Origin of the sequence: uncultured Bacteroides sp., assembly GCF_937912035.1 — a bacterium.
Classification (GTDB): Bacteria; Bacteroidota; Bacteroidia; order Bacteroidales; family Bacteroidaceae; genus Phocaeicola.
On sequence record NZ_CALDPF010000004.1, the window covers coordinates 1 to 21,470 of the forward strand.

16 protein-coding genes are annotated in these 21,470 nt (G+C 37.8%); 7 read left to right on the plus strand and 9 right to left on the minus strand.

Annotated features, from left to right (window positions below; all coding sequences use genetic code 11):
- Positions 1 to 230 precede the first annotated feature (230 nt).
- From pncB to Q0486_RS00740, 7 genes are all read left to right on the plus strand, one after another.
- Positions 231 to 1,397 carry a nicotinate phosphoribosyltransferase gene (pncB, locus tag Q0486_RS00710; protein ID WP_299229291.1) on the plus strand — a complete coding sequence of 389 codons (1,167 nt, stop codon included), beginning with the start codon at positions 231 to 233 and terminating at the stop codon, positions 1,395 to 1,397.
- 312 nt (positions 1,398 to 1,709) lie between these two features.
- Entirely contained in the window at positions 1,710 to 3,206 is a 1,497-nt protein-coding gene (locus tag Q0486_RS00715; RefSeq protein ID WP_299229294.1) for a 2-isopropylmalate synthase, read from the plus strand.
- A gap of 79 nt (positions 3,207 to 3,285) precedes the next feature.
- Positions 3,286 to 4,680, plus strand: coding sequence for a 3-isopropylmalate dehydratase large subunit (leuC, locus tag Q0486_RS00720; RefSeq protein WP_299229297.1), 1,395 nt, complete (start codon positions 3,286 to 3,288; stop codon positions 4,678 to 4,680).
- Between the two features lie 21 nt (positions 4,681 to 4,701).
- On the plus strand, positions 4,702 to 5,304 hold the full coding sequence (gene leuD, locus Q0486_RS00725; RefSeq protein ID WP_154043981.1) for a 3-isopropylmalate dehydratase small subunit: 603 nt from the start codon (positions 4,702 to 4,704) through the stop codon (positions 5,302 to 5,304).
- A 17-nt stretch (positions 5,305 to 5,321) separates the two neighbouring features.
- The gene (locus tag Q0486_RS00730; protein ID WP_299229301.1) at positions 5,322 to 6,845 is read left to right on the plus strand and encodes an alpha-isopropylmalate synthase regulatory domain-containing protein; all 1,524 of its coding nucleotides are present in this window, start codon (positions 5,322 to 5,324) and stop codon (positions 6,843 to 6,845) included.
- A 204-nt stretch (positions 6,846 to 7,049) separates the two neighbouring features.
- On the plus strand, positions 7,050 to 8,111 hold the full coding sequence (gene leuB / locus Q0486_RS00735; protein WP_299229304.1) for a 3-isopropylmalate dehydrogenase: 1,062 nt from the start codon (positions 7,050 to 7,052) through the stop codon (positions 8,109 to 8,111).
- Positions 8,112 to 8,346: 235 nt separating this feature from the next.
- Positions 8,347 to 9,900 carry a glycoside hydrolase gene (locus Q0486_RS00740; protein ID WP_299229307.1) on the plus strand — a complete coding sequence of 518 codons (1,554 nt, stop codon included), beginning with the start codon at positions 8,347 to 8,349 and terminating at the stop codon, positions 9,898 to 9,900.
- 103 nt (positions 9,901 to 10,003) lie between these two features.
- On the opposite strand, the gene Q0486_RS00745 is transcribed toward Q0486_RS00740, so the two are convergent.
- The 9 genes from Q0486_RS00745 to Q0486_RS00785 form a co-directional block, all read right to left on the minus strand.
- A complete protein-coding gene (locus Q0486_RS00745) occupies positions 10,004 to 11,299 on the minus strand; it encodes a tetratricopeptide repeat protein (RefSeq protein ID WP_299229310.1) in 1,296 nt (431 codons plus the stop codon).
- A 23-nt stretch (positions 11,300 to 11,322) separates the two neighbouring features.
- Positions 11,323 to 12,429, minus strand: a complete 1,107-nt coding sequence (locus Q0486_RS00750; RefSeq protein ID WP_299229314.1) for a TlpA disulfide reductase family protein — start codon at positions 12,427 to 12,429, stop codon at positions 11,323 to 11,325.
- A gap of 17 nt (positions 12,430 to 12,446) precedes the next feature.
- On the minus strand, positions 12,447 to 15,017 hold the full coding sequence (locus Q0486_RS00755; RefSeq protein WP_299229317.1) for a carboxypeptidase-like regulatory domain-containing protein: 2,571 nt from the start codon (positions 15,015 to 15,017) through the stop codon (positions 12,447 to 12,449).
- A 31-nt stretch (positions 15,018 to 15,048) separates the two neighbouring features.
- Complete coding sequence (locus Q0486_RS00760; protein WP_299229319.1) at positions 15,049 to 15,921, minus strand: GLPGLI family protein; 873 nt, start codon at positions 15,919 to 15,921, stop codon at positions 15,049 to 15,051.
- A gap of 101 nt (positions 15,922 to 16,022) precedes the next feature.
- The gene (locus tag Q0486_RS00765; RefSeq protein ID WP_299229322.1) at positions 16,023 to 17,237 is read right to left on the minus strand and encodes a TlpA disulfide reductase family protein; all 1,215 of its coding nucleotides are present in this window, start codon (positions 17,235 to 17,237) and stop codon (positions 16,023 to 16,025) included.
- A 29-nt stretch (positions 17,238 to 17,266) separates the two neighbouring features.
- On the minus strand, positions 17,267 to 18,460 hold the full coding sequence (locus Q0486_RS00770; RefSeq protein ID WP_299229325.1) for a TlpA disulfide reductase family protein: 1,194 nt from the start codon (positions 18,458 to 18,460) through the stop codon (positions 17,267 to 17,269).
- 78 nt (positions 18,461 to 18,538) lie between these two features.
- Positions 18,539 to 19,816, minus strand: a complete 1,278-nt coding sequence (locus Q0486_RS00775) for a M56 family metallopeptidase (RefSeq protein WP_299229328.1) — start codon at positions 19,814 to 19,816, stop codon at positions 18,539 to 18,541.
- Between the two features lie 197 nt (positions 19,817 to 20,013).
- The gene (locus tag Q0486_RS00780; protein WP_299229331.1) at positions 20,014 to 20,223 is read right to left on the minus strand and encodes a hypothetical protein; all 210 of its coding nucleotides are present in this window, start codon (positions 20,221 to 20,223) and stop codon (positions 20,014 to 20,016) included.
- Between the two features lie 49 nt (positions 20,224 to 20,272).
- On the minus strand, positions 20,273 to 21,470 hold a 1,198-nt coding region (locus Q0486_RS00785), incomplete at its 5' end, for a 6-bladed beta-propeller (RefSeq protein WP_299229334.1).

Below are 21,470 nucleotides of genomic sequence, written 5' to 3' on the forward strand. Positions count from 1 at the left end.
TGTGGGAGAGTAGGTAGTCGCCGTTTTATAAGAGAGATCCCCGAGGTAGAGATACTTCGGGGATTTTCGCGTTTATATACACTTTGGTATGTGTATACTGTGAAAAATACTGGTTGTTGGTATTTGTGAAATATCAATGTCTTGTGAAAGATGTGAAAGTAAAATGCACATAAATTTTACATTACGATTAATTTATTGTAAATTTACCACATTGACAAAAAATTATATCTATGATAATAAAATCAATTTTAGATACAGACTTATATAAGTTCACTACATCATACGCTTATATAAAGTTGTTTCCTTATGCGGTAGGAACGTTCAGTTTTAAGGATCGTGACGAAACTGTGTATTCGGATGAATTTCTGAATGCACTTAAAGAAGAGTTCAACAGATTGAAAGGAGTGGGACTGACATCTGATGAACTTGAATATATGTCTGTCAATTGCAGATTTATGCCAAGAGTATATTGGGAGTGGTTGTCTTCTTTCCGCTTTAATCCTGAGATAATAGATGTTTATCTTGATGAGGAGCGTCATCTGCATATCGAAGTTACCAACTATTTATATAAGGTTACTCTTTATGAAGTTCCTATTCTTGCAATAGTTTCTGAAATAAAGAATATTTTTTTCAATCAGAAACCTTTGAAGGAAGAGGTTCTTGCTAAATTAGCCACTAAAGTGGAGTTGTCCAACTCGAATGCCATGCCATTTTCTGAATTTGGAACACGAAGAAGGTTTTCTTTTGAAGTACATGATTGGGTGGTAGATTATCTGAAGAAACATTCTAAATACTGTACCGGTACATCAAACTGCTATCTTGCCATGAAATATAATATGCGCCCTATGGGAACACATCCACATGAATGGTTCATGTTTCACGGAGCGCAGTTTGGATACAAGCATGCCAATTACATGGCCTTGGAGAATTGGGTAAACGTATATGATGGTGATTTGGGTACAGCATTGTCTGACACATATACTTCCGAATCGTTTCTGACAAACTTCAGTCGTAAGCAGGCAAAACTGTTTGATGGTGTAAGATGTGATTCCGGGGATGAACTTGAGTTTGTAGATAAACTTATTGACAGATATAAGGAATTGGGCATAGATCCTGTTACCAAAACAATAATATTCAGCAATGCCCTTGATTTTGAAAAAGCTTTGGCATTGTATAAGTATTGTCAGGGTAAAATAAGATGTTCGTTCGGAATAGGTACGAACCTTACCAATGACACAGGCTACCAGCCTTCGAATATTGTAATGAAATTGTCAAAATGTAAGATGAATGCCAATCAAGGCTGGCGGGAATGTATAAAATTGTCGGATGACATGGGAAAACACATGGGAAGCATAACAGAAGTTCAGGCATGTATGCATGAACTCAGAATAGAATGACTATTAAAAGAATTGATATAATAATAGTAATAATATAGTAGAACTATTAAATTGTTGTTAATTACAGAGAAAAACTTTCATTTTATTTCATTATTCCAAAAATATATATACCTTTGCATTGAATAAAAAAAGAATATTATATGAATACAATGTTTTTACATATTTTGCTATGCGGTATTATTATTCTACTGGGAACACTGGTGGGAAGTGAGTCGCGTGCATACTGATGTAAAAATATTAAGATATATCAAGCCTTTCTCACTTCCCTGTGCGAAAGGCTTTTTTTTGATAACTATATAAAATGCAAAGAATATGAGTGAGAGATTATTTATTTTTGACACAACTCTTCGAGATGGTGAGCAGGTTCCTGGTTGTCAGCTTAATACTGTAGAGAAAATTCAGGTTGCCCGCCAGTTGGAAGCACTTGGAGTTGACATTATTGAAGCAGGTTTTCCGGTATCAAGTCCGGGCGATTTCAATTCTGTCATTGAGATTTCAAAGGCTGTTACATGGCCTACTATCTGTGCCCTTACGCGTGCGGTTCAGAAAGATATTGATGTAGCTGCAGAGGCTTTGAAATATGCAAAGCATAAAAGAATTCATACAGGAATCGGTACATCAGATTCACATATCAAGTATAAGTTCAATTCAACAAGAGAAGAAATTATAGAACGTGCTGTTGCAGCAGTGAAATATGCAAAACTATATGTTGAGGATGTAGAGTTCTATGCCGAAGATGCCGGACGAACAGAGAACGAATACTTGGCCAGAGTGGTAGAAGCTGTAATCAAAGCAGGAGCTACAGTTGTGAACATTCCTGATACTACCGGATACTGCCTACCTGAAGAATATGGTGCAAAAATCAAATATTTGATGGAACATGTCAATGGTATAGACAAGGCTATAATTTCAACTCACTGTCATAATGACTTGGGTATGGCTACAGCAAATACCATTTCCGGTGTTTTGAACGGAGCCAGACAAGTTGAAGTGACTATCAATGGTATAGGTGAGAGAGCAGGAAACACATCTCTTGAAGAGGTAGCCATGATTCTTCGTTGTCACAATGACGTTGATATTGATACAAATATAAATACACAGAAAATCTATCCTACAAGCCGAATGGTTTCAAGCCTGATGAATATGCCAGTTCAGCCTAACAAGGCCATTGTAGGACGTAATGCCTTTGCACATTCGTCGGGAATACACCAGGATGGAGTATTGAAGAATGTTCAGACTTACGAGATTATCGATCCTAAGGATGTGGGTATTGATGATAATGCTATCGTATTGACAGCCCGCAGCGGACGAGCTGCCTTGAAACACAGACTTCATATTCTTGGATTGGATATGACTCAGGAGAAACTTGACAAGGTTTATGAGGATTTCCTGAAACTTGCCGACAAGAAGAAAGATATCTCTGACGATGATATAATGGTATTGGCCGGTGCTGACAGAAATGTGAACCACCATATCAAACTGGAATATCTGCAGGTTACAAGTGGTGTAGGAGTTCGTTCTGTTGCAAGTCTCGGACTTAACATTTCCGGCGAGCATTTCGAAGCTGCTGCTACCGGTAATGGTCCTGTAGATGCTGCTATTAAAGCAGTTAAGCAGATTATCAAGCGCCAGATGACACTTAAGGAATTTACTATTCAGGCTATCAGCAAGGGTAGTGATGATGTTGGTAAAGTACACATGCAGGTAGAATATGATGGTCAGATGTATTATGGCTTCGGAGCCAATACAGACATCATTGCCGCATCTGTGGAGGCTTATATCGACTGTATCAACAAGTTCAGAAAATGAAACTTAATTAATAATTAAAAATTAATAGTGATTGGTTTTGTTTATATAAAAAACAATAAACTCACAATTTTAAACTTACATGAATACTTTATTTGACAAAATATGGGATGCACACGTAGTGCAGAAGGTTGAAGAAGGACCTACCCAATTATATATAGACCGTCTTTATTGCCACGAAGTGACAAGTCCGCAGGCTTTCGCAGGTATGCGTGCACGCGGTTTGAAGTGTTTCCGTCCTGAGAAAATTTACTGTATGCCGGACCACAACACTCCGACTCACGACCAGGACAAACCGATAGAAGATCCGGTATCAAAAGCACAGGTGGATGCCCTGGCACAGAATGCTGCCGATTTTGGTCTGACACATTTCGGAATGATGAACAAGAAGAACGGTATCATTCATGTGGTTGGTCCTGAGAGAGGATTGACACTTCCGGGTATGACTATAGTATGTGGCGACTCGCATACTTCTACTCACGGTGCCATGGGAGCCGTAGCTTTCGGTATAGGAACAAGCGAAGTGGAAATGGTTATGGCTTCACAGTGTATCCTTCAGTCACGCCCAAAGACAATGCGTATCACTATTGACGGAAAACTTGGTAAAGGAGTGACTGCAAAAGACGTTGCCCTTTATATGATGTCGAAGATGACTACAAGTGGTGCAACAGGATATTTCGTAGAATATGCCGGAGAAGCTATCCGCAGTCTTACTATGGAAGGACGTCTTACGCTGTGTAATTTGTCTATCGAGATGGGAGCACGTGGCGGTATGATAGCTCCGGACGAAGTGACTTTCGAATACATCAAAGGACGCGAATATGCACCTAAAGGAGAAGAGTGGGATAAGGCTCTTGCTTACTGGAAGACTTTGAAAAGTGATGATGACGCTGTATTTGATAAAGAAGTCCGTTATGATGCAGCAGACATTCAGCCGATGATTACATACGGTACAAACCCTGGTATGGGTATGGCAATTACTTCGAATATTCCAACTACAGACGGTATGAGTGAAGTGGAAAAAGGTTCTTTCGAGAAATCTATGCAATACATGGGATTTGTTCCGGGTGAAAACCTTATAGGAAAGAAAGTGGATTACGTTTTCCTTGGAGCATGTACAAACGGACGTATAGAAGATTTCCGCGCCTTTGCTTCTATAGTTAAAGGACGCAAGAAAGCTGATAACATTACTGCATGGCTTGTTCCGGGCTCATGGATGGTGGACGAACAGATCCGTGAAGAAGGTCTCGACAAGATTTTGGAAGAAGCCGGATTTGAAATCCGTCAGCCGGGATGCTCTGCATGTCTTGCAATGAACGACGACAAGATTCCTGCAGGCAAATATTCGGTTTCTACAAGCAACAGAAACTTCGAAGGACGTCAGGGACCTGGTTCAAGAACATTGCTTGCAAGTCCGCTTACAGCCGCAGCTGCAGCAGTAACAGGAGTGATAACAGATCCAAGAACACTTATGTAATCAGTAAAATTGAGTATAACAATGAAACAGAAATTCAATATAATAACAAGCACTTGTATCCCTTTGCCTTTGGAAAATGTGGATACAGACCAGATAATCCCGGCACGTTTCCTCAAAGCTACTACACGTGATGAGAAGTTTTTCGGTGACAATCTTTTCCGCGACTGGAGATATAATCCGGACGGTTCGTTGAATAAAGACTTTGTACTTAACGATCCTAAATACAGCGGACAGGTACTGGTGGCAGGAAAGAATTTCGGAAGCGGTTCAAGCCGTGAGCATGCGGCATGGGCTATAGCCGGATATGGATTCAGAGTGGTAGTGTCAAGTTTCTTTGCCGATATCCACAAGAATAACGAACTGAACAATTTCGTTCTTCCGGTAGTGGTAAGCGAAGAATTTTTGAAAGAACTTTTCGATTCTATATATGCCGACCCTAAGACTGAGGTAGAGGTAAATCTTCCTGAACAGACTATCACCAACAAGGCTACAGGCAAATCGGAGAAATTCGAGATTAATGCTTATAAAAAGCATTGTCTGATGAACGGTCTGGACGATATAGACTTCCTTGTAGAAAACAGGGACAAGATAGCAGCATACGAAGAAGCTGTAAGTAACAGATAATAATTGAACTGATAAATATGGATCATCCTGTAATAGAAATAATGGATACAACACTCCGCGACGGCGAACAGACCAGCGGAGTATCGTTTGTACCACACGAAAAACTGATGATAGCCCGCATGCTGCTTGAAGACCTGAAGGTTGACAGGATAGAGGTGGCATCGGCACGTGTGTCCGACGGAGAACTGAATGCTGTCAGGATGATATGCGATTGGGCAGCACGCCACAATATGCTATACAAGGTAGAGGTACTTGGCTTTGTGGACGGAACTGTCTCTGTTGATTGGATACATGATGCAGGAGGCCGTGTGATAAACCTTCTTTCAAAGGGCTCGGAGAAACACTGCCGTTATCAGCTGAAGAAAACACTTGAGGAACATCTTGAAGATATTCGCCATACTGTGGCATACGCTTTGGATTGCGATATGGAAGTCAATCTTTATCTGGAAGATTGGAGTAACGGTATGAAAGACTCTCCGGAGTATGTTTTCGGACTTGTTGACGGATTGCTTGATGTAGGAATAAGGCGTTTTATGCTGCCCGATACTTTAGGTATTCTGAATCCCCTTCAGGTGATAGAGTATATGCGCAAAATGAAAAAACGTTATCCTGATTTGCATTTCGATTTCCATGCGCATAATGACTATGACCTGGCTGTCAGCAATGTATTGGCTGCAGTTTTGAGTGGTGTGAAAGGTCTTCATACTACAATTAATGGTCTAGGCGAGCGTGCAGGGAATGCTCCGCTTGCCAGTGTGCAGGCGATATTGAAAGATCATTTTCAGGCTATCACACATATTGACGAGAGCCGCTTGAATGAGATAAGCCGTACAGTTGAATCATATTCTGGTATAAGCATCCCAGCCAACAAGCCTATAGTAGGTCAGAATGTGTTTACTCAGGTGGCAGGTGTTCATGCCGACGGTGACAGCAAGAACAATCTTTACTTCAATGACCTTCAGCCTGAGCGTTTCGGACGTGTGAGGGAATATGCTTTGGGTAAAAACTCAGGTAAGGCAAATATCCGGAAAAATCTTGAAAGTCTGGGACTTGAACTGGATGAAGAATCAATGCGTAAGGTTACAGACCGTATTATTGAACTTGGTGACCGTAAGGAAATCGTTACTCAGGATGATTTGCCATATATCATAAGCGATGTGCTCAAACACGACACGGTAGATAAGAAGGTTAAGCTTTTGAGTTATTTCGTCACTCTTGCCCAGGGATTGAAACCTATGGCTACGTTGAGCATTGAGATAGACGGTAAGGTATATCAGGAAAGCTCAAGCGGTGACGGTCAGTACGATGCCTTTGTGCGTGCATTGCGCAAGATATATAAAGGAACACTGAACCGTAAGTTCCCTATGCTCGTGAATTATGCGGTAACAATTCCGCCTGGCGGACGTACAGATGCGTTTGTACAGACTGTGATAACTTGGAATTACGAAGATAAGGAATTCCGTACTCGCGGTTTGGATGCTGACCAGACGGAAGCAGCAATCAAAGCAACGATTAAGATGCTGAATCTTATAGAACAATGATTATGAGAAAACATTATTTTATAATCTTTGTATTGATATTGGTTGTAAATGTATTGTTGCGAAGGTTTGTCCTCGGCCCTGAATGGCAGGATAGTAATTTGTTGGTAAATGTTTTTATAGCTTTGATATTGACTTCTCTATATATAGTCATTGAAAAGTTTATATTTTTTATAATAAACAAGAATAGAAAAAATAAAAAGTGATATGGATTTTAAAATAGCAGTATTAGCCGGCGACGGAATAGGACCGGAAATCTCCGTACAGGGAGTAGATGTAATGACAGCCGTTTGTGAAAAATTCGGCCATAAAGTTTCATACGAATATGCCATCTGTGGTGCAGATGCAATAGATAAAGTGGGCGATCCATTCCCGGAAGCTACTTACGAGACTTGTAAAAATGCCGATGCAGTATTGTTCTCTGCAGTAGGCGATCCTAAATTTGATAATGACCCAACTGCAAAAGTCCGTCCGGAGCAGGGACTTCTGGCTATGCGCAAGAAACTCGGTTTGTTTGCAAACATCCGTCCTGTGCAGACTTTCAAATGCCTGGTACACAAATCCCCTCTTAAGGCAGAACTTGTTGACGGCGCAGATTTCCTTTGTATCCGCGAGCTGACAGGAGGTATGTATTTCGGAGAAAAATATCAGGACAACGACAAGGCATACGATACAAACATGTACACACGTCCTGAAATCGAAAGAATCCTGAAAGTTGGTTTCGAATATGCTATGAAGCGCCGCAAACATCTTACTGTTGTTGATAAGGCAAATGTTCTTGCTTCTTCACGTTTGTGGAGACAGATTGCTCAGGAAATGGCTCCGCAGTATCCTGAAGTGACTACAGACTACATGTATGTGGACAATGCAGCAATGAAGATGATTCAGGAACCTAAGTTCTTCGATGTAATGGTTACGGAAAATACATTTGGTGACATCCTTACAGACGAAGGTTCTGTAATCAGCGGTTCTATGGGACTTCTTCCATCTGCTTCTACAGGAGAAAGCACACCGGTATTCGAGCCTATTCATGGTTCATGGCCACAGGCTAAAGGGCTGAACATCGCCAATCCGTTGGCACAGATATTGTCTGTTGCAATGCTGTTCGAATATTTCGACTGCAAGGAAGAAGGTGCGTTGATCCGTCGTGCCGTTGATGCTTCGCTCGATGCAAATGTACGTACTCCTGAAATTCAGATAGAAGGCGGTGCCAAATATGGTACTAAGGAAGTTGGTCAGTGGATTGTAGATTATATCAAGAAGGTATAATGTTTCCAATATATTAGGAAGAAAAAATTTGTAATAGTATTTCATATTGGTTGTACGTAAGAGGTTTTATATAAATAAAGTCTTTGTATGTACAACCTATATGCAAATGCGATATTTGAAAGACTCCTGAATAAATTCAATCTCCTTGTGATAATTTATGTAAGATTACCTTATTCATGTGCAAGACTAGTTGATATTTAATTAACGTGTATCAGATTATAAAAATAATATAAGAATGAAGTCATTTTTTTTATTTATTGGTATTATCTTTTCTTTTATTTCTTTGGATGCACACAATATAATCATTGATACTTCTGAGAAATATCAAATTATTGATGGATTTGGAGCATCTGATTGTTGGACTGTACACTATGTTGGTAAATATTGGAGTCTGAAGGAAAAGGAAAAGGCTGCAGAGTATTTGTTTAGTAAAGATTTTAATGAATGTGGTAATCCAAAAGGGATAGGACTATCTATATGGCGTTTTAATATTGGGGGAGGTACAATAGAGCAGGGGGATTCAAGTAATTTGAATACAGATATTACTCGTAGAGCAGAGTGTTTTCTTGATGAGGAAGGACATTATAATTGGGACAAACAGATTGGTCAGCAGTGGTTCCTTTCAAAAGCAGCAGAGTATGGATGTAATTCTTTTGTAGCTTTTTCCAATACTCCGCCTGTTTATATGACGAGAAACGGAAAGGGGTATGCACCTAAAGATGGAAATTCTAATTTGCAACATGATAAATATGATGAGTTTGCTGATTTTCTTGTAAATGTGGTAAATGGACTTGAGAAGAAACATAATATACGGTTTGATTATATTAGTCCCGCAAATGAGCCACAGTGGGATTGGTCTACCGCTTATCAAGAAGGTTGTCCATGGCAGAATAAAGAAATTAAGAGAATTGTTGAATCTTTGGATAGATCAATATTAAATAAAAAACTTAGTTGTAAGATTCTTATAACAGAGGCTGGGGCGTGGGATAATTTATATGAACAAAGAAATAGGGCATCTAATCAGATATATGAATTTTTTGATAAAAATAGTTCTAATTATATAGGAGATATTAAAACATTGCAGAAAGAAATTTGCGGGCATAGTTATTGGACAGACGGTAATCATAAACAAATTAAAGATGTTCGTCAAAAGGTTTATAACGAAGCAAAAAAATATGGTTTAAAGTTGATTCAGTCAGAATGGAGTATGCTAAATAAGCCACCATTGGAAGGTTTCCCAGAAAACTATAATAAGGCTACATATATGGATATTGCGTTATTCATGTCTAAAATAATGTATGCAGATTTAGTATATGCCAATGTCTCCTCTTGGTCATTTTGGACCAGTATGGATATTGAGCTTTGGGGATTCAAAAATAGATTCAATTTGTTAAGACTTCATACACCTAAAAATGATGTTAATTCTATAGTTGACGGAGGTTATGTTTCACCTGTGAAAACTTTATGGGCCTTAGGAAATTTCAGTAGATTTATTAGGCCAGGATATGTTCGTGTTGCTATGTATGGATGTGATGACTTAGATGAAATAATGGGAACTTCATATATTTCTCCTGATATGCATGAATTAGTATCTGTGTTTATAAATATGGATAATGAACAACGTCAATTGAACGTTTCTTCTGATATAATGCAAAGTATAAATGAATGTAAATATTATATTACTGATGAAAATAATGATTTATCATGTAAAGACATGTCATGTGATAATTTAAGTGTTATAAAATTAAATCCTAAGTCTGTCACTACTATAGTATATAAACTAAAATAACGGTGTTAAAATAGAAAATACTATTATAGATAATGTTTTTATGTAAATACAAAACTTTTTCAGATATTTTTTGAAAAAACGAATTGTTTATTCTTTCATGTAGTTACTTTCCTTTAAAGAATTTATGTTCCTTTATATTCTTGATTTTTATTTCTGCGTCTTGATAGTAAGTTCTTCCGTTGTTGTCTATTTCTCCATTCTCGTCATATTTATAACGCTTGTCTTCAGGAACATTTTCCATATATTTGTTGAAATATTTTAAAGCATTCTCATAGTCATTTCTGTAATAATATCTGCATCCGATGGTATAGAACAACACATTTTCCTTGGAGTATTCGTATTGCTTTAATAAAGCGGCTATTTCACCTTTGGTGTCAAGGTTCAGCTCACAGCATTCTGCCAGCCCTTTGTAGAGTCGGATCATAACACTGTCTGTTGGCATGGTCAGCGATATGGCAGTATTCATGGCTTCTACACCTTCTCCTTTCCATGAAGTACGGGCAGCAGATTTGGCGAAATAATATAAGGCACCTGTGTTTGGTCCTGACGGTTGCATTATGCTTATAGCCTTTTTCAGATTGTCGTAAGCGGAATAAAAGTCATAGTTGCCGTAGTATGACATACCGAGATAGAACAGTGTCAGATAAGAATTGTCGCCCATTCTTTTCAGGCTTTCGTATCTTTCTATCGCTTTGGGGTACATTTTCATCATGCAGAAAGCTTTTGCATTTTGACGGTTCACGTCTATGTTGAGTGAGTCATGTCGTCGGTATTCTTCTGTAATGAGCATTGCGTATGAATACTGCCCATTGTTGTTTACCATATTGGCTATTCTGGATATAATCTGAGGGTCCAGCGAATCACGGCGAAATGCGGCATTATATCCGGCAAAGGCGGATAGAGGATCTTCGTTTTCGTATGTTTCTCCTAGCAGGCGGTAAGCCGTGGCAGAAGTGGAATCACGGTCTATCCAGTCATGACACGCTTTCCTCGCATTTTCCAGGTCGTCAAGAGCAATCAGGGCATTGATGTGTTTCTGTCTGAAGAAAGATTTGTCGGGGCTGAGTCTCACGGCATGAGCGTATGCTTCAGAGCTTTTCCTTACATCTCCAATCCTTCTGTAGCACTCCGCTACTTCTGCCCATGATTTTAGTGAAGTACTGTCCTGCTCAAGCCTCTTCTGGAGTAGCGGAAGTGCGGTTTGCCATTTGTTGAGTTCCTTACAGGCCTGTAGCCTGAATTCTGTACATTCCTCGTCAAGCGAGTCGGTACACGAAGTAAGCTCAAGAACCTTTTCGTATTCGTAATTATCAATGGCAATTCTTATGCTGTCCTTGTTTTGAGCCAGCACTCCAAGCGTAAAGGTGCATGACAAACAAAATAGATATATAGTTTTCATATCGTTTCTTTTAGTTTATTTAATCAGTTAAGATATTTTTCAACAGAATATCTGATGTTTTCTCCTCTCAGATTACGTTCCAGGATTTTACCGTCCGGCGATAGCAGAAAGATGAACGGAATTCCTCGTACTCCATATTTCTTCATTGCAGTTCTTTCAGTATCAATAATCTGGTTCCATTTTATGTTTTCCTCTTTCAGGGATTTGGAAAGATTTTCAGGCTTGTCCCATGTAAAGATACCAAGTACGGTAAGTCCTTTATCTTTATAAAGATTATGGACTTCAGCAATATTGGGAATCTCCATTTTGCAAGGCATACACCAGCTTGCCCATAAATCAATAAGTACATAGTTACCTTTTCCCAGATAGTCTGAAATAGACACGGGGTTGCCTTTATCATCAACACCTTTTATATCGACGAAAGGCATTCCCACCTGAGAATTCTTTTCATTTTCAGCCATTTCGGTTATATCTCTGACTGCTATTGTAGATTTCAGCCAAGGTCCAAGGCTGTGCAGTATCTCTACTTTGTCGTCTACAGGAAGATCGTGTATGAATCTTCTGTACATCAGATAATAACCTACCGCATCGTTTGTATGATTCTTTATGAATTCCCTGCATTTTGCAGTAATAACCTTGTTATGGACTTCATTTATGTATTTTACGTATTCCTCATATTTGTATGCGTCCTCCGGAAAGGCTATGCCATATTCCTTCATCTTTTGCTTGAGTATTGTATATATACTGTCTTCTGTATGTGAAATGATATTCATTTTTAAATTCATGGGTGTTCCGTAAACGTCCTCGTTCATTCCATTGGGATTGATTTTTATATTGCCAGGTTCAAGAATAAAACTGGAGAATTTGTCGTGTGAAAAATCAATCCTACAGTATGAAACCGTATCTACTGTACCCTTGAATACAAACCTGTTGCCTTTTATCACAGTTGTATCAATGTATTTTTGGTCATCGTATCGCATTATGTAGATAGTCTTACCGTTTAATTTAGAATCATTAAAGGTTCCTTCAACAATATATGTTCTGTTTTCCTGCTTTTTACTGCAAGAACTGAATCCCAGAATGGCACTACAAACTATCAGATATATAATGCCTGCTATTACTGATTTCATATTAATTTTACACATTGTTAATTTTTAAGATGTATAGTAAATAAAAATTCTCGTCCACGCAGAAAGCGTGTTGACTGAATTGAAGAAACTGTATTATAAGTAGTGTAAGAATACTCCTTGCAATTCAAAATATTAGTAAGAGAAGCTGATAATTCAATTTTTTTATTAATCTTCCATGTTAACTTAGTATCTCCAAAAAAAATATTTTTATAATTGGATTTAGAAATTTCATCACGATAAATTTCACAGCCCACTTGCCATATTAATGCGTCAATCGGAGTGAGTGTTATATTAAGGTAATGAATATAACGGTCAAATTGAGATACTTTATCACTACTAATATTAAGAGTTGAACGATTAAACTTAAAATCATAAGACCAATATATCCAATTGCTCGCCGTACCAGTTAATCGGGATCCTATATTCCATGTAGTATTGTGATAGGCAGTTGGAACTCCTTCTGAAATCAAATCTTTATTTATTTTAAGATACCCTCCGTTTACTCCTATGGAACCATTCAGAAAATTCAATGTTTTTGTGACATTACCTAATATATTTAAGTTTTGAGAGTGTGATGGTGTTTCCTCATAAGAACTGACAATGTAATTATCTACAAAATACTCTGATACCTTATAAGGACGGTTTGACCAGGATTTTATTGCAAACACATTAAAGAATATACCCTTTAATATATTTTTGTATCGGATTCTAGTTGAAATACGTTTATCTGAGTTTACATAAAAATCCTCAACACCTTGAATAAAAGTACGATAGTCCGATAGAATCGCTTCTTTTTGAATATCTCTCAAATTCATAGGAGAGCGTCCAAGCCTCCCGCTTAGTGATATGGAAAAACGGGGATTAGGAAGCCAACGAATATCCAGTGAAGGAGAATGAAAGTATTCTGACCGGTTAGCTATTTTTCCGTTAAATTGATAATAGGTATAATTGAACGGATATTGCAAACTAAATTCCATTTTTCTAAAAGTGTATTCTATTTTAGGAGATGCATATATTGAAATATAATTGGTTGTAACAGAATTTTCTATCTTAACCTGTTCCTCATGATTGGCGTCTTCTTTCAATAAACTTTTCATATCCCTGATGTATCCGCTAAATCCTCCCTCCAATGAAAGTAATAATCCTTTGAGATATAATCCGTATGATGCTTTCTCGTTGGTATAAAATGCTTGATTAGATACATACTGAGAAAATTTAGCTTCATCTGAGTTTGAATAGTCTACTACAATGCGTTGTGGCTTTTTTTCCCATTCATTAACTGAAGTCAGTGTAAGCAAATGCTTATCTCTGATACGTTTGATGAGTTTCAAATCATTAGAAATATAAAAATCAGGTGTATGGGCATTCTGAAAATTGGGGAGTGTGCCTGTCATTGCTGTTTCAGTATTTTCCCAGTTCAATTCAGTTTTAAGGGTATTATTCAGATAGTGTTTTTTTTCATTTCTTTCTATAGAAAAGTTTCCTGTTAATCGGTTGTTGTGTTCTACACCACTACGGTCCTCTGAAATTACCTTGTCACCATTACTTAGAAAGTAAGTTGATACTGTGGAAGAAAGTCCTGTAGCCCGATGGTTATAATAATCTATTTGTGCTTTAATTATACTGGATTTTAAATTCCACAAGTTGCTGGAGGAGAACATCCACGATTGATTAAAATTAGTTCGTGCAGCTTTTAAGCTTGGAGCTACTGGCAGCTGAATAGAAAAATAATCGCCCAGCTCAGTAGAACGCTTATTTGCAAAGAAATCAGTTACCTGATTTCGCAAATCTGTTCCAGTATTGTTACTTTTAAAGGTGGTGATGGTTTGATAATTGGGCATTACTGTCATCAAGAACAATTCTCCATTCCATAACCCTCCTTTGGGTGAGTTTCCCCATCCTCCGCCTAAATAACCATTCAATATCCATGCTGCCTTAGACTTATTTTTTAATTTCAGATTTATGGCTGCTTTATCTGAAAAGGCAATGTTTTGTAATACCTGCATAGGTTGATGGTTCTCCATGACCTCTACTGAAGCAATATCATCATGTGAAATGCCATTAGTAGCAATACCATATTTCCCGCCTAACAAATCACTACCTTCAATATAAAACTTATTAATATCCATTCCCTGATATTGAATCTTCCCGTCAACGGCAACATCTATACCTGGCATACGTTGTAATACATCTCCAATGGTATGGTCTTGTTTTTGTGCAAAGCTTGATACTAAATAAATAACAGTATCACCACTTTCACGTATTCGGTCTGCTTTTACTACCACTTCCTTCAACTCTTGAGTATCTTCTTCCATTTGGATATAAAGATGTTTTGTGCTTTGTAGAAGTGGAGCCGAATAAGTTTTCATACCCATCATGGATACATGAATATACAGCTTTTCTTCCGCAGTAACAGGCATTTTTATTTTGAATGTTCCATCATTGCCTGTTATTGTAAACTTTAAAAGCTTGCCATTCATATCTTTAACCATTACATTTGCCCCGGCAAGTATTTTGCCGGAATTCTTCTCTTCTACATTCCCTGTCACATTCCATTGAGCATAGGAGCAAATTGTAATAAATAGCATACTTATTATTAGTTTTATTCGCTTCATAATACTAGTCATGTGGGTAGTCTGTTTCTTCAAAATCGTAGTTTTTATGGGGTAATGGCTTTGATTTGTCCACCTTATCAAATTTTATATTGGAATTTATGCCATAAGCTCCAGATGACAAAATCAAATTCTTAACATTTTCTTGAAGAAATTTCCGCTTATTTTTTAATGAAGTGTTCCTGTCTGTTTTAATCCGACTTACATAATTAAAATATTCTATTTGTTTACCTGGATTCAATTTTATATGTACAGCAGAATATTGATAATGCCCCTTTACATCATGAGCCTTTAGTATTAATCCTGGTAAGCCGGATAATTTCCAAGGTCCTCCTGGCATGGGGATTTCAGGTGTAAACCAAGCATACCAGAGTCTGCCACAATAATTAGATGTGGCGAGCAAACATTCATATCCTCCAATAGTTGTTGTACTGTCTGTAATTTCCCATATCGGCTTTCTCCATTCTTCCTCATATATCCAATTGCAAAGAGAATGACGGGTATGATTGGTTACTTTTCCTGCCGGATAATTTATGAAAATAGTTTCATTCTCTGTTTCTCCAATTTCTTTAAGCATTTTGCCCCCATTTAACATATCATTCAAATATGTTTTGACATATTCAGGACTTTTTGCCATTAAAGAATCATAGGATTTATACTTATCGTCATAAAATACACTTATGTTCTTTCCTGCACAATATGTTAAATAATCAATTCGATAGTCAGTATCTATTTGAAGTGTATCTGTAACCATTCGACGTTCATATAATATTTCTATAATGGCAGGTTCTAACACGCGCTCATCTACAATACTTTTAGATTTTAATGGTGCTGCTCCAATCAAGATAACTGCCCAAATGAGATATAATTCTTTCTTCATTTTGATATGACTTTTTATTGAGTGAGTGTTACCTCTATTACTATATGATTATGACGAAGCCAAGCCACCTGTTAAATTAACCGGCTCGCTTGATGAATGATTTATAGATTTTTCTTAATCTCGTCCTCTATCTCTTTGTCACTTATCTTTTCGGCGTATCCTTGGAATTTCTTCAATATCTTTCTGTCTTTACCTATCAGATAAAATTGAGGAACACTACTTCCGGCCTGATAGTCATTAATAAGTTTTTCTATACTTTCCTTGTCGGCAGTGAGGAATTTGTATTTTATATCATTCTTCCTGATATAGTTCTCGCTCGATGATTTTCTCTTTACCCATGTCTCAACAGCTATGATTTCAAGCTCATTATTGTCGTATCTCTCCCTAAGACTGTTCAGGAAAGGGATAGAAACTTTACACGGACCGCATCCTATTCCTGTGAGCTGAAGAAGGATAATTTTCGATTTAATGTCTTTAAGCGAGATTTTCCGGTTGTTAATATCAGTCAGAGTCCATTTCGGAGCAGTCTTACCTGTCATGTCAATGGCGGGTTTCTCTTTTTTCTGTCCTCTTATGTACCGTTCATATCCTTCCGGATAGTAATCTTCTGCTATTATTTTTCCCATTCCCGAGGGGTTGAATACAAAGTCGGAACAGATTTTTTCATCTATATTATGTTGCATTTCCCTGCGATAGCGGTATGGCATATCATTTTCTTTAGAAATCCATACTTTGTAAATAGATGTAGGATCGTATATGTAAGGGTTTTCCGGCATATATTGAGCTTTTCCGAAAAATTCTACCTGATTCGGCATATTTATCGTCAGTTCCATAAGAAAATCTTTTTCCTCATCCTTCAGTATGAGGACAATGCTGTCGTTTGTGTTCAGCGCATAATCTATTATAGCTTTCATGTGATAAAAAGCCTCTTGCTTAATGATTCTGAATGGTAAAGGCCTTTTTCGTGTGAAGTCATCTATTACAATTTCTTTCTCTTTTTCTTCAATATACGATTGAACAGTTCCGTCATATACTGATAGAGGATGCTTGAATTCCTTGTCTGATGCAATTAAATATGAATAACCTATGGCGGTATCTTCAGGATTTACATGCTCGTATATTTCCCTCTGTTCGTTGTAAACAGGGTCTTTGTCACCCGGCTCCCAAGATTTAAGTACACAATGGTATTTTACGGAATTTACCTCGTTCATATTATCAAGTACTTCAGAAAGATATTCCCTGTCAGTTTTCTTTCCGCAGGCGGAAAACATTAACATGAATAATATGGAAATATAAATGTAGATATGTGTTTTCATAAATAGTGAAATTTGTTATTTGTGGTGAATTATTTTACGAATTTTTCAATCTTTTCCTTTATGATTCCTTTACGATACCCTGTCCAGATGTCTATTACCTTACATTCAGGAGATATCAGTACATAATGAGGTACGCCCTTTACACCGTATGCTGCCGCAAGTCCGTCGTTTACAGAACGAAGCTCATTCCACTGGTTCCCGGTCATGTTGTTCTCCTTTATGAATTTCTTCCATCTGTCCTCTGTATTACTGCCTATACTTACAGTTTCTAGTTTTTCTTTATAAATTCTGCCAACTTCTTCCATTTCGGGTATTGAGGCCATACAAGGCTGGCAACCTATACTCCAGAAATCCAGCAGGATATATTTGCCTTTGAATTCGGAAAAACTACGTTTGTTCCCTTCCGTATCGTACAAAATTCCGTCCACCATATTTTCACCAGTTTTTACAGTTTCAGTCATTTTCATGTAGGCTGCTATCTCTCGTCCTACACGCGAATTCTTGTCTTCCTCACTCAGGCGTCCGTATAGGGAATATACCAAATCTTTATGAGAATATTCAGGATTTTTATTTGTAAACAGATGCAATACCTGATAATAGTATTTTTCGAGCCACACTTTTGTCACCGGTGCTGTTTTCATGTATTCCAGCTCGCGAAGACGTGCCTTGTCCTCCAGTGGAAATACATGATTGTTTCTTATGGAATCTATCTGCTTTCGTATAGAGATGTCGCTTATATCCTTTCGGAACAATTCATATACTATCATCTCATTATTGAGCGCTTCAACCATTTCAGGCATTCCTGTTTTGGTGAACTCACTTTCGTATTTCTGCTCTGGTACATTGCTTTCCACTTCCCAGAAAGGACAAAGCATCCCTTCACCTTGTATTTTAATTTCAGCTCCGGAAGTTATCCATAAAGGTAGTACTCTCACAGAAAAGGACTCCTTATATATTGTCATCAATTCCAGTTGTTGAGGCTCTTTTGAAGTCAGAGTGTCTCTGAGAATGAATTTTCCTCCGATTATTGTGTCAGATACTATTTTAGCGGAGAACCTTCTGTCTTCTGCTTTGCATAGAGTGACAATAGTGCTGTCGGGGATATTTTCTATGTATCCCTCAATAAGGAATTCTCCTTCATGAACTTTCTGATTATTACCGTTACAACCGCCAGTTGTAAATCCTAATATTATGGATGATAGTATAAAGAGTGTTGTTCTCATTGTATTAGTCTTATATTAAGAATCCACTTTAAGATTCCTGCCGTTAATCACATCTTAAAGTGGATTCAGAAAATTGATTTACTGTAGTCTGAATGTTACAGGGACGGTATATTTAACTCTTACAACCTGACCTCTTTGCATTCCCGGTTTCCATTTGGGCATTTCTTGCATTACCCTCAAGGCTTCTGCATCAAGGGCGGGATCTACAGAACGCATTACTTTAAATTCTGTAGGAGTTCCATCCTTTTCAACTACGAACTGAACGATTACTCTGCCCTGTACGTTCTTTGCAATTGCTGATGCGGGGTATTTGATGTTTTTACTAAGGAAGCTCATAAGTTCCTTTATACCTCCCGGGAATTCAGGCATCTTTTCCACTACCATGAATACCTCGTCTTTGGTTTCCGCTTTTTCGGCAGGAGTTTCTACCACTTCAGGCTTTTCTGTTACAGCCTTTTCTTTTACATCATCAGTTTTTGTTGCTTCCGAAGAGCATGAAATGTTTCCGGCAAGGAGTAGAGCAAAGGCCGGAATGGCGAACAGGGCATATTTGATATGTCCCGCACCGTTTGTTTTTTTCTTGTTCATCATAATGATACGTTGTTTAAGGTGAGAAAAATTAAAATTATTCGATAAGCCGTACTTGTGACTGTATGTCAGTCCAAGCAGGTGATATTGATAGCTTTTTGTGGCGAATCCGGCATCCATAACCTTTCTGTCTGCCAGAAATTCAAGATTTAGTCTCACTTCGCGTTTCATAAGCCATGCGAATGGATTTATCCAGCAACATATATTTACCAGTTCGGAGATAATTACATCTATGGAATGTTTCTGGCGGACATGAGCCATTTCGTGAGTGAGAATTTCGTTCATTTCCTCTTCTTTCACATTGTCAGGATTCAGAAAAATCCAATTGAAGAATGAAAATGGTCCTGACTTGTCTTTCATGCATTTTATACGTATTCCGTTCACAGTCTTTTCCGGTGTGCGGAGAATAATCATATATAGGCTTATGGCCTGAACAATCAGTCTTATGGATAATGCCAATATACCGGCAATGTATATATTTTTTATCCATTCGGAAATTACAAATACCTGGTTTCCCGGTTCAGTTCCAGCCGTTCCGACTACTATTTCAGGAATAGTGGTGGAATAATCAAAATTTGTCAGCATTACCAGGCTGTCGCGTGTCTCCATCCATTCACGGATATCAATCAGCGGTATGATGAACGGAAGAATAAGTGCCAGCATAAGTATCAACCTTCTTGAATTGAAGAGAGTATCGCGTGTGCATATCAGTTTGTACAGTGCGTAAAACAGGATTATGCCCAAATTGACTTGAAGTAGGTATATCATAAATAATGTATTTTAAAGTATTTAACGTGAGTTCGATGAATTATAAGTACTTGTAAATTGGGTGATTAGTGAAAATTGTTATGTTTTTTTGGTGCTGAATTACAAAGATTTACAAACAATAATAGCTATGATCACCGAGAGCAAAGTTATATAATTATTTTGTATGGCAGATGATTTAGCTTCGCTGATTTTCAATTCTACCAAACGTCGTCCAACTGTATAATCTCCACTGATTCTATAAGTTCTGACAGGTTGACGTCATACTCCCTGTCATCCAATGTAGATACATCGAAAGACAACAGTTCTTCTGAATCCAATGTGACTTCTTTTTCTTTGATTGAGCAACTGTATAATAACACAGAAGCCAACATAGAGAAGATAAAAATGTGTTTGACTCGTTTTTTCATAACTTAAACTGTTAATTCTTATACATAAACCCTTGTCAACTTAGGTCCTTTATATTTCCTTCTTGAATTTACATATGACCAATATATCGTTGTCATTCTCATTCAATCTGTTCTTCATTCCGGTAATACGCTTCCTCACTTCATCAGACATATCCTTGTTTGTTTCCAGTGCCTCTTCTAGCTGATCTTTCAGGTCTGGTAGGTCATAGTAGTGTAGCCAAAGAGTGTCGTCCTTCATGTGCAGAAGAAAAGATATGACCGGTACGTCAATCCCGCCTAACATATCGTTCTTTATACGGACATAACGTGCCTTTTTCGTCTTCTTGTCAACCTGGAGCATTCTGTAGTGCTCTATGAACCATGGGTTGACCTCTGTCCCGTCCTTGTATTTTGTTTGAGTGGTGTAGTAGTGTGATGGTGATTCAGCACTACTCACAAGACATAGTTTATTGTATGGCATATTTGTGGTATAGACAGGATACATTGTGTTCTCCCTAATGTTGTAGTGGTATATCGTGTCGGCACGCGTCATATTAACATCACGTATGGAGAAACTGTATACAGGAGAATCCTTATATAGATGTGACGTATATATTTGACTGCAAGGTGATAAATTCATTGCATACTTTCCTGCCGGTATACTTTGTATTATGTTTCCCTTCCTGTCTTGAGTCCAGCATACGTTCTTGTCAGCCTTTTTATATCGGGGGTTCGTCTTATGAGCAAGAAAAGGAAGCATGAATACAAGTATATTGTCATTGTTTATGTATACTTCGTTCCACATGATTCTCTCAGGAAAGTATAAAGTTTCGTCCTTTATGAAGTTTCCCTCCATATCATAGGCATAGGCATGATTCTTGAAAGCCTCTGTAAGGTATATTCTGTTCTTTTCCTCATCTATTGTTCCTTCGCTTATCAGATTATATTCTCCCGGTCCTTGCCCTATCTTTCCGATATTCCCTATGAACTTGCCATTAGACCTGTCAAACAGTTTTACAGGAGTGTTTGCCATGAGGGTCATTATATAGTTTTCACTTATTACGACCTTCCATATCTTTGTAAACGCCTCCTCTGTAGAGTTGTCCAACTGTATAATCTCCACCGATTCCATAAGTTCTGACAGGTTGACATCATACTCCTTGTCGTCCAATGTAGATACATCTAAAGACAACAGTTCTTCTGAATTCAATGAGACTTCTTTTTCTTTGCTTGAGCAACTGTATAATAACACAGAAGCCAACATAGAG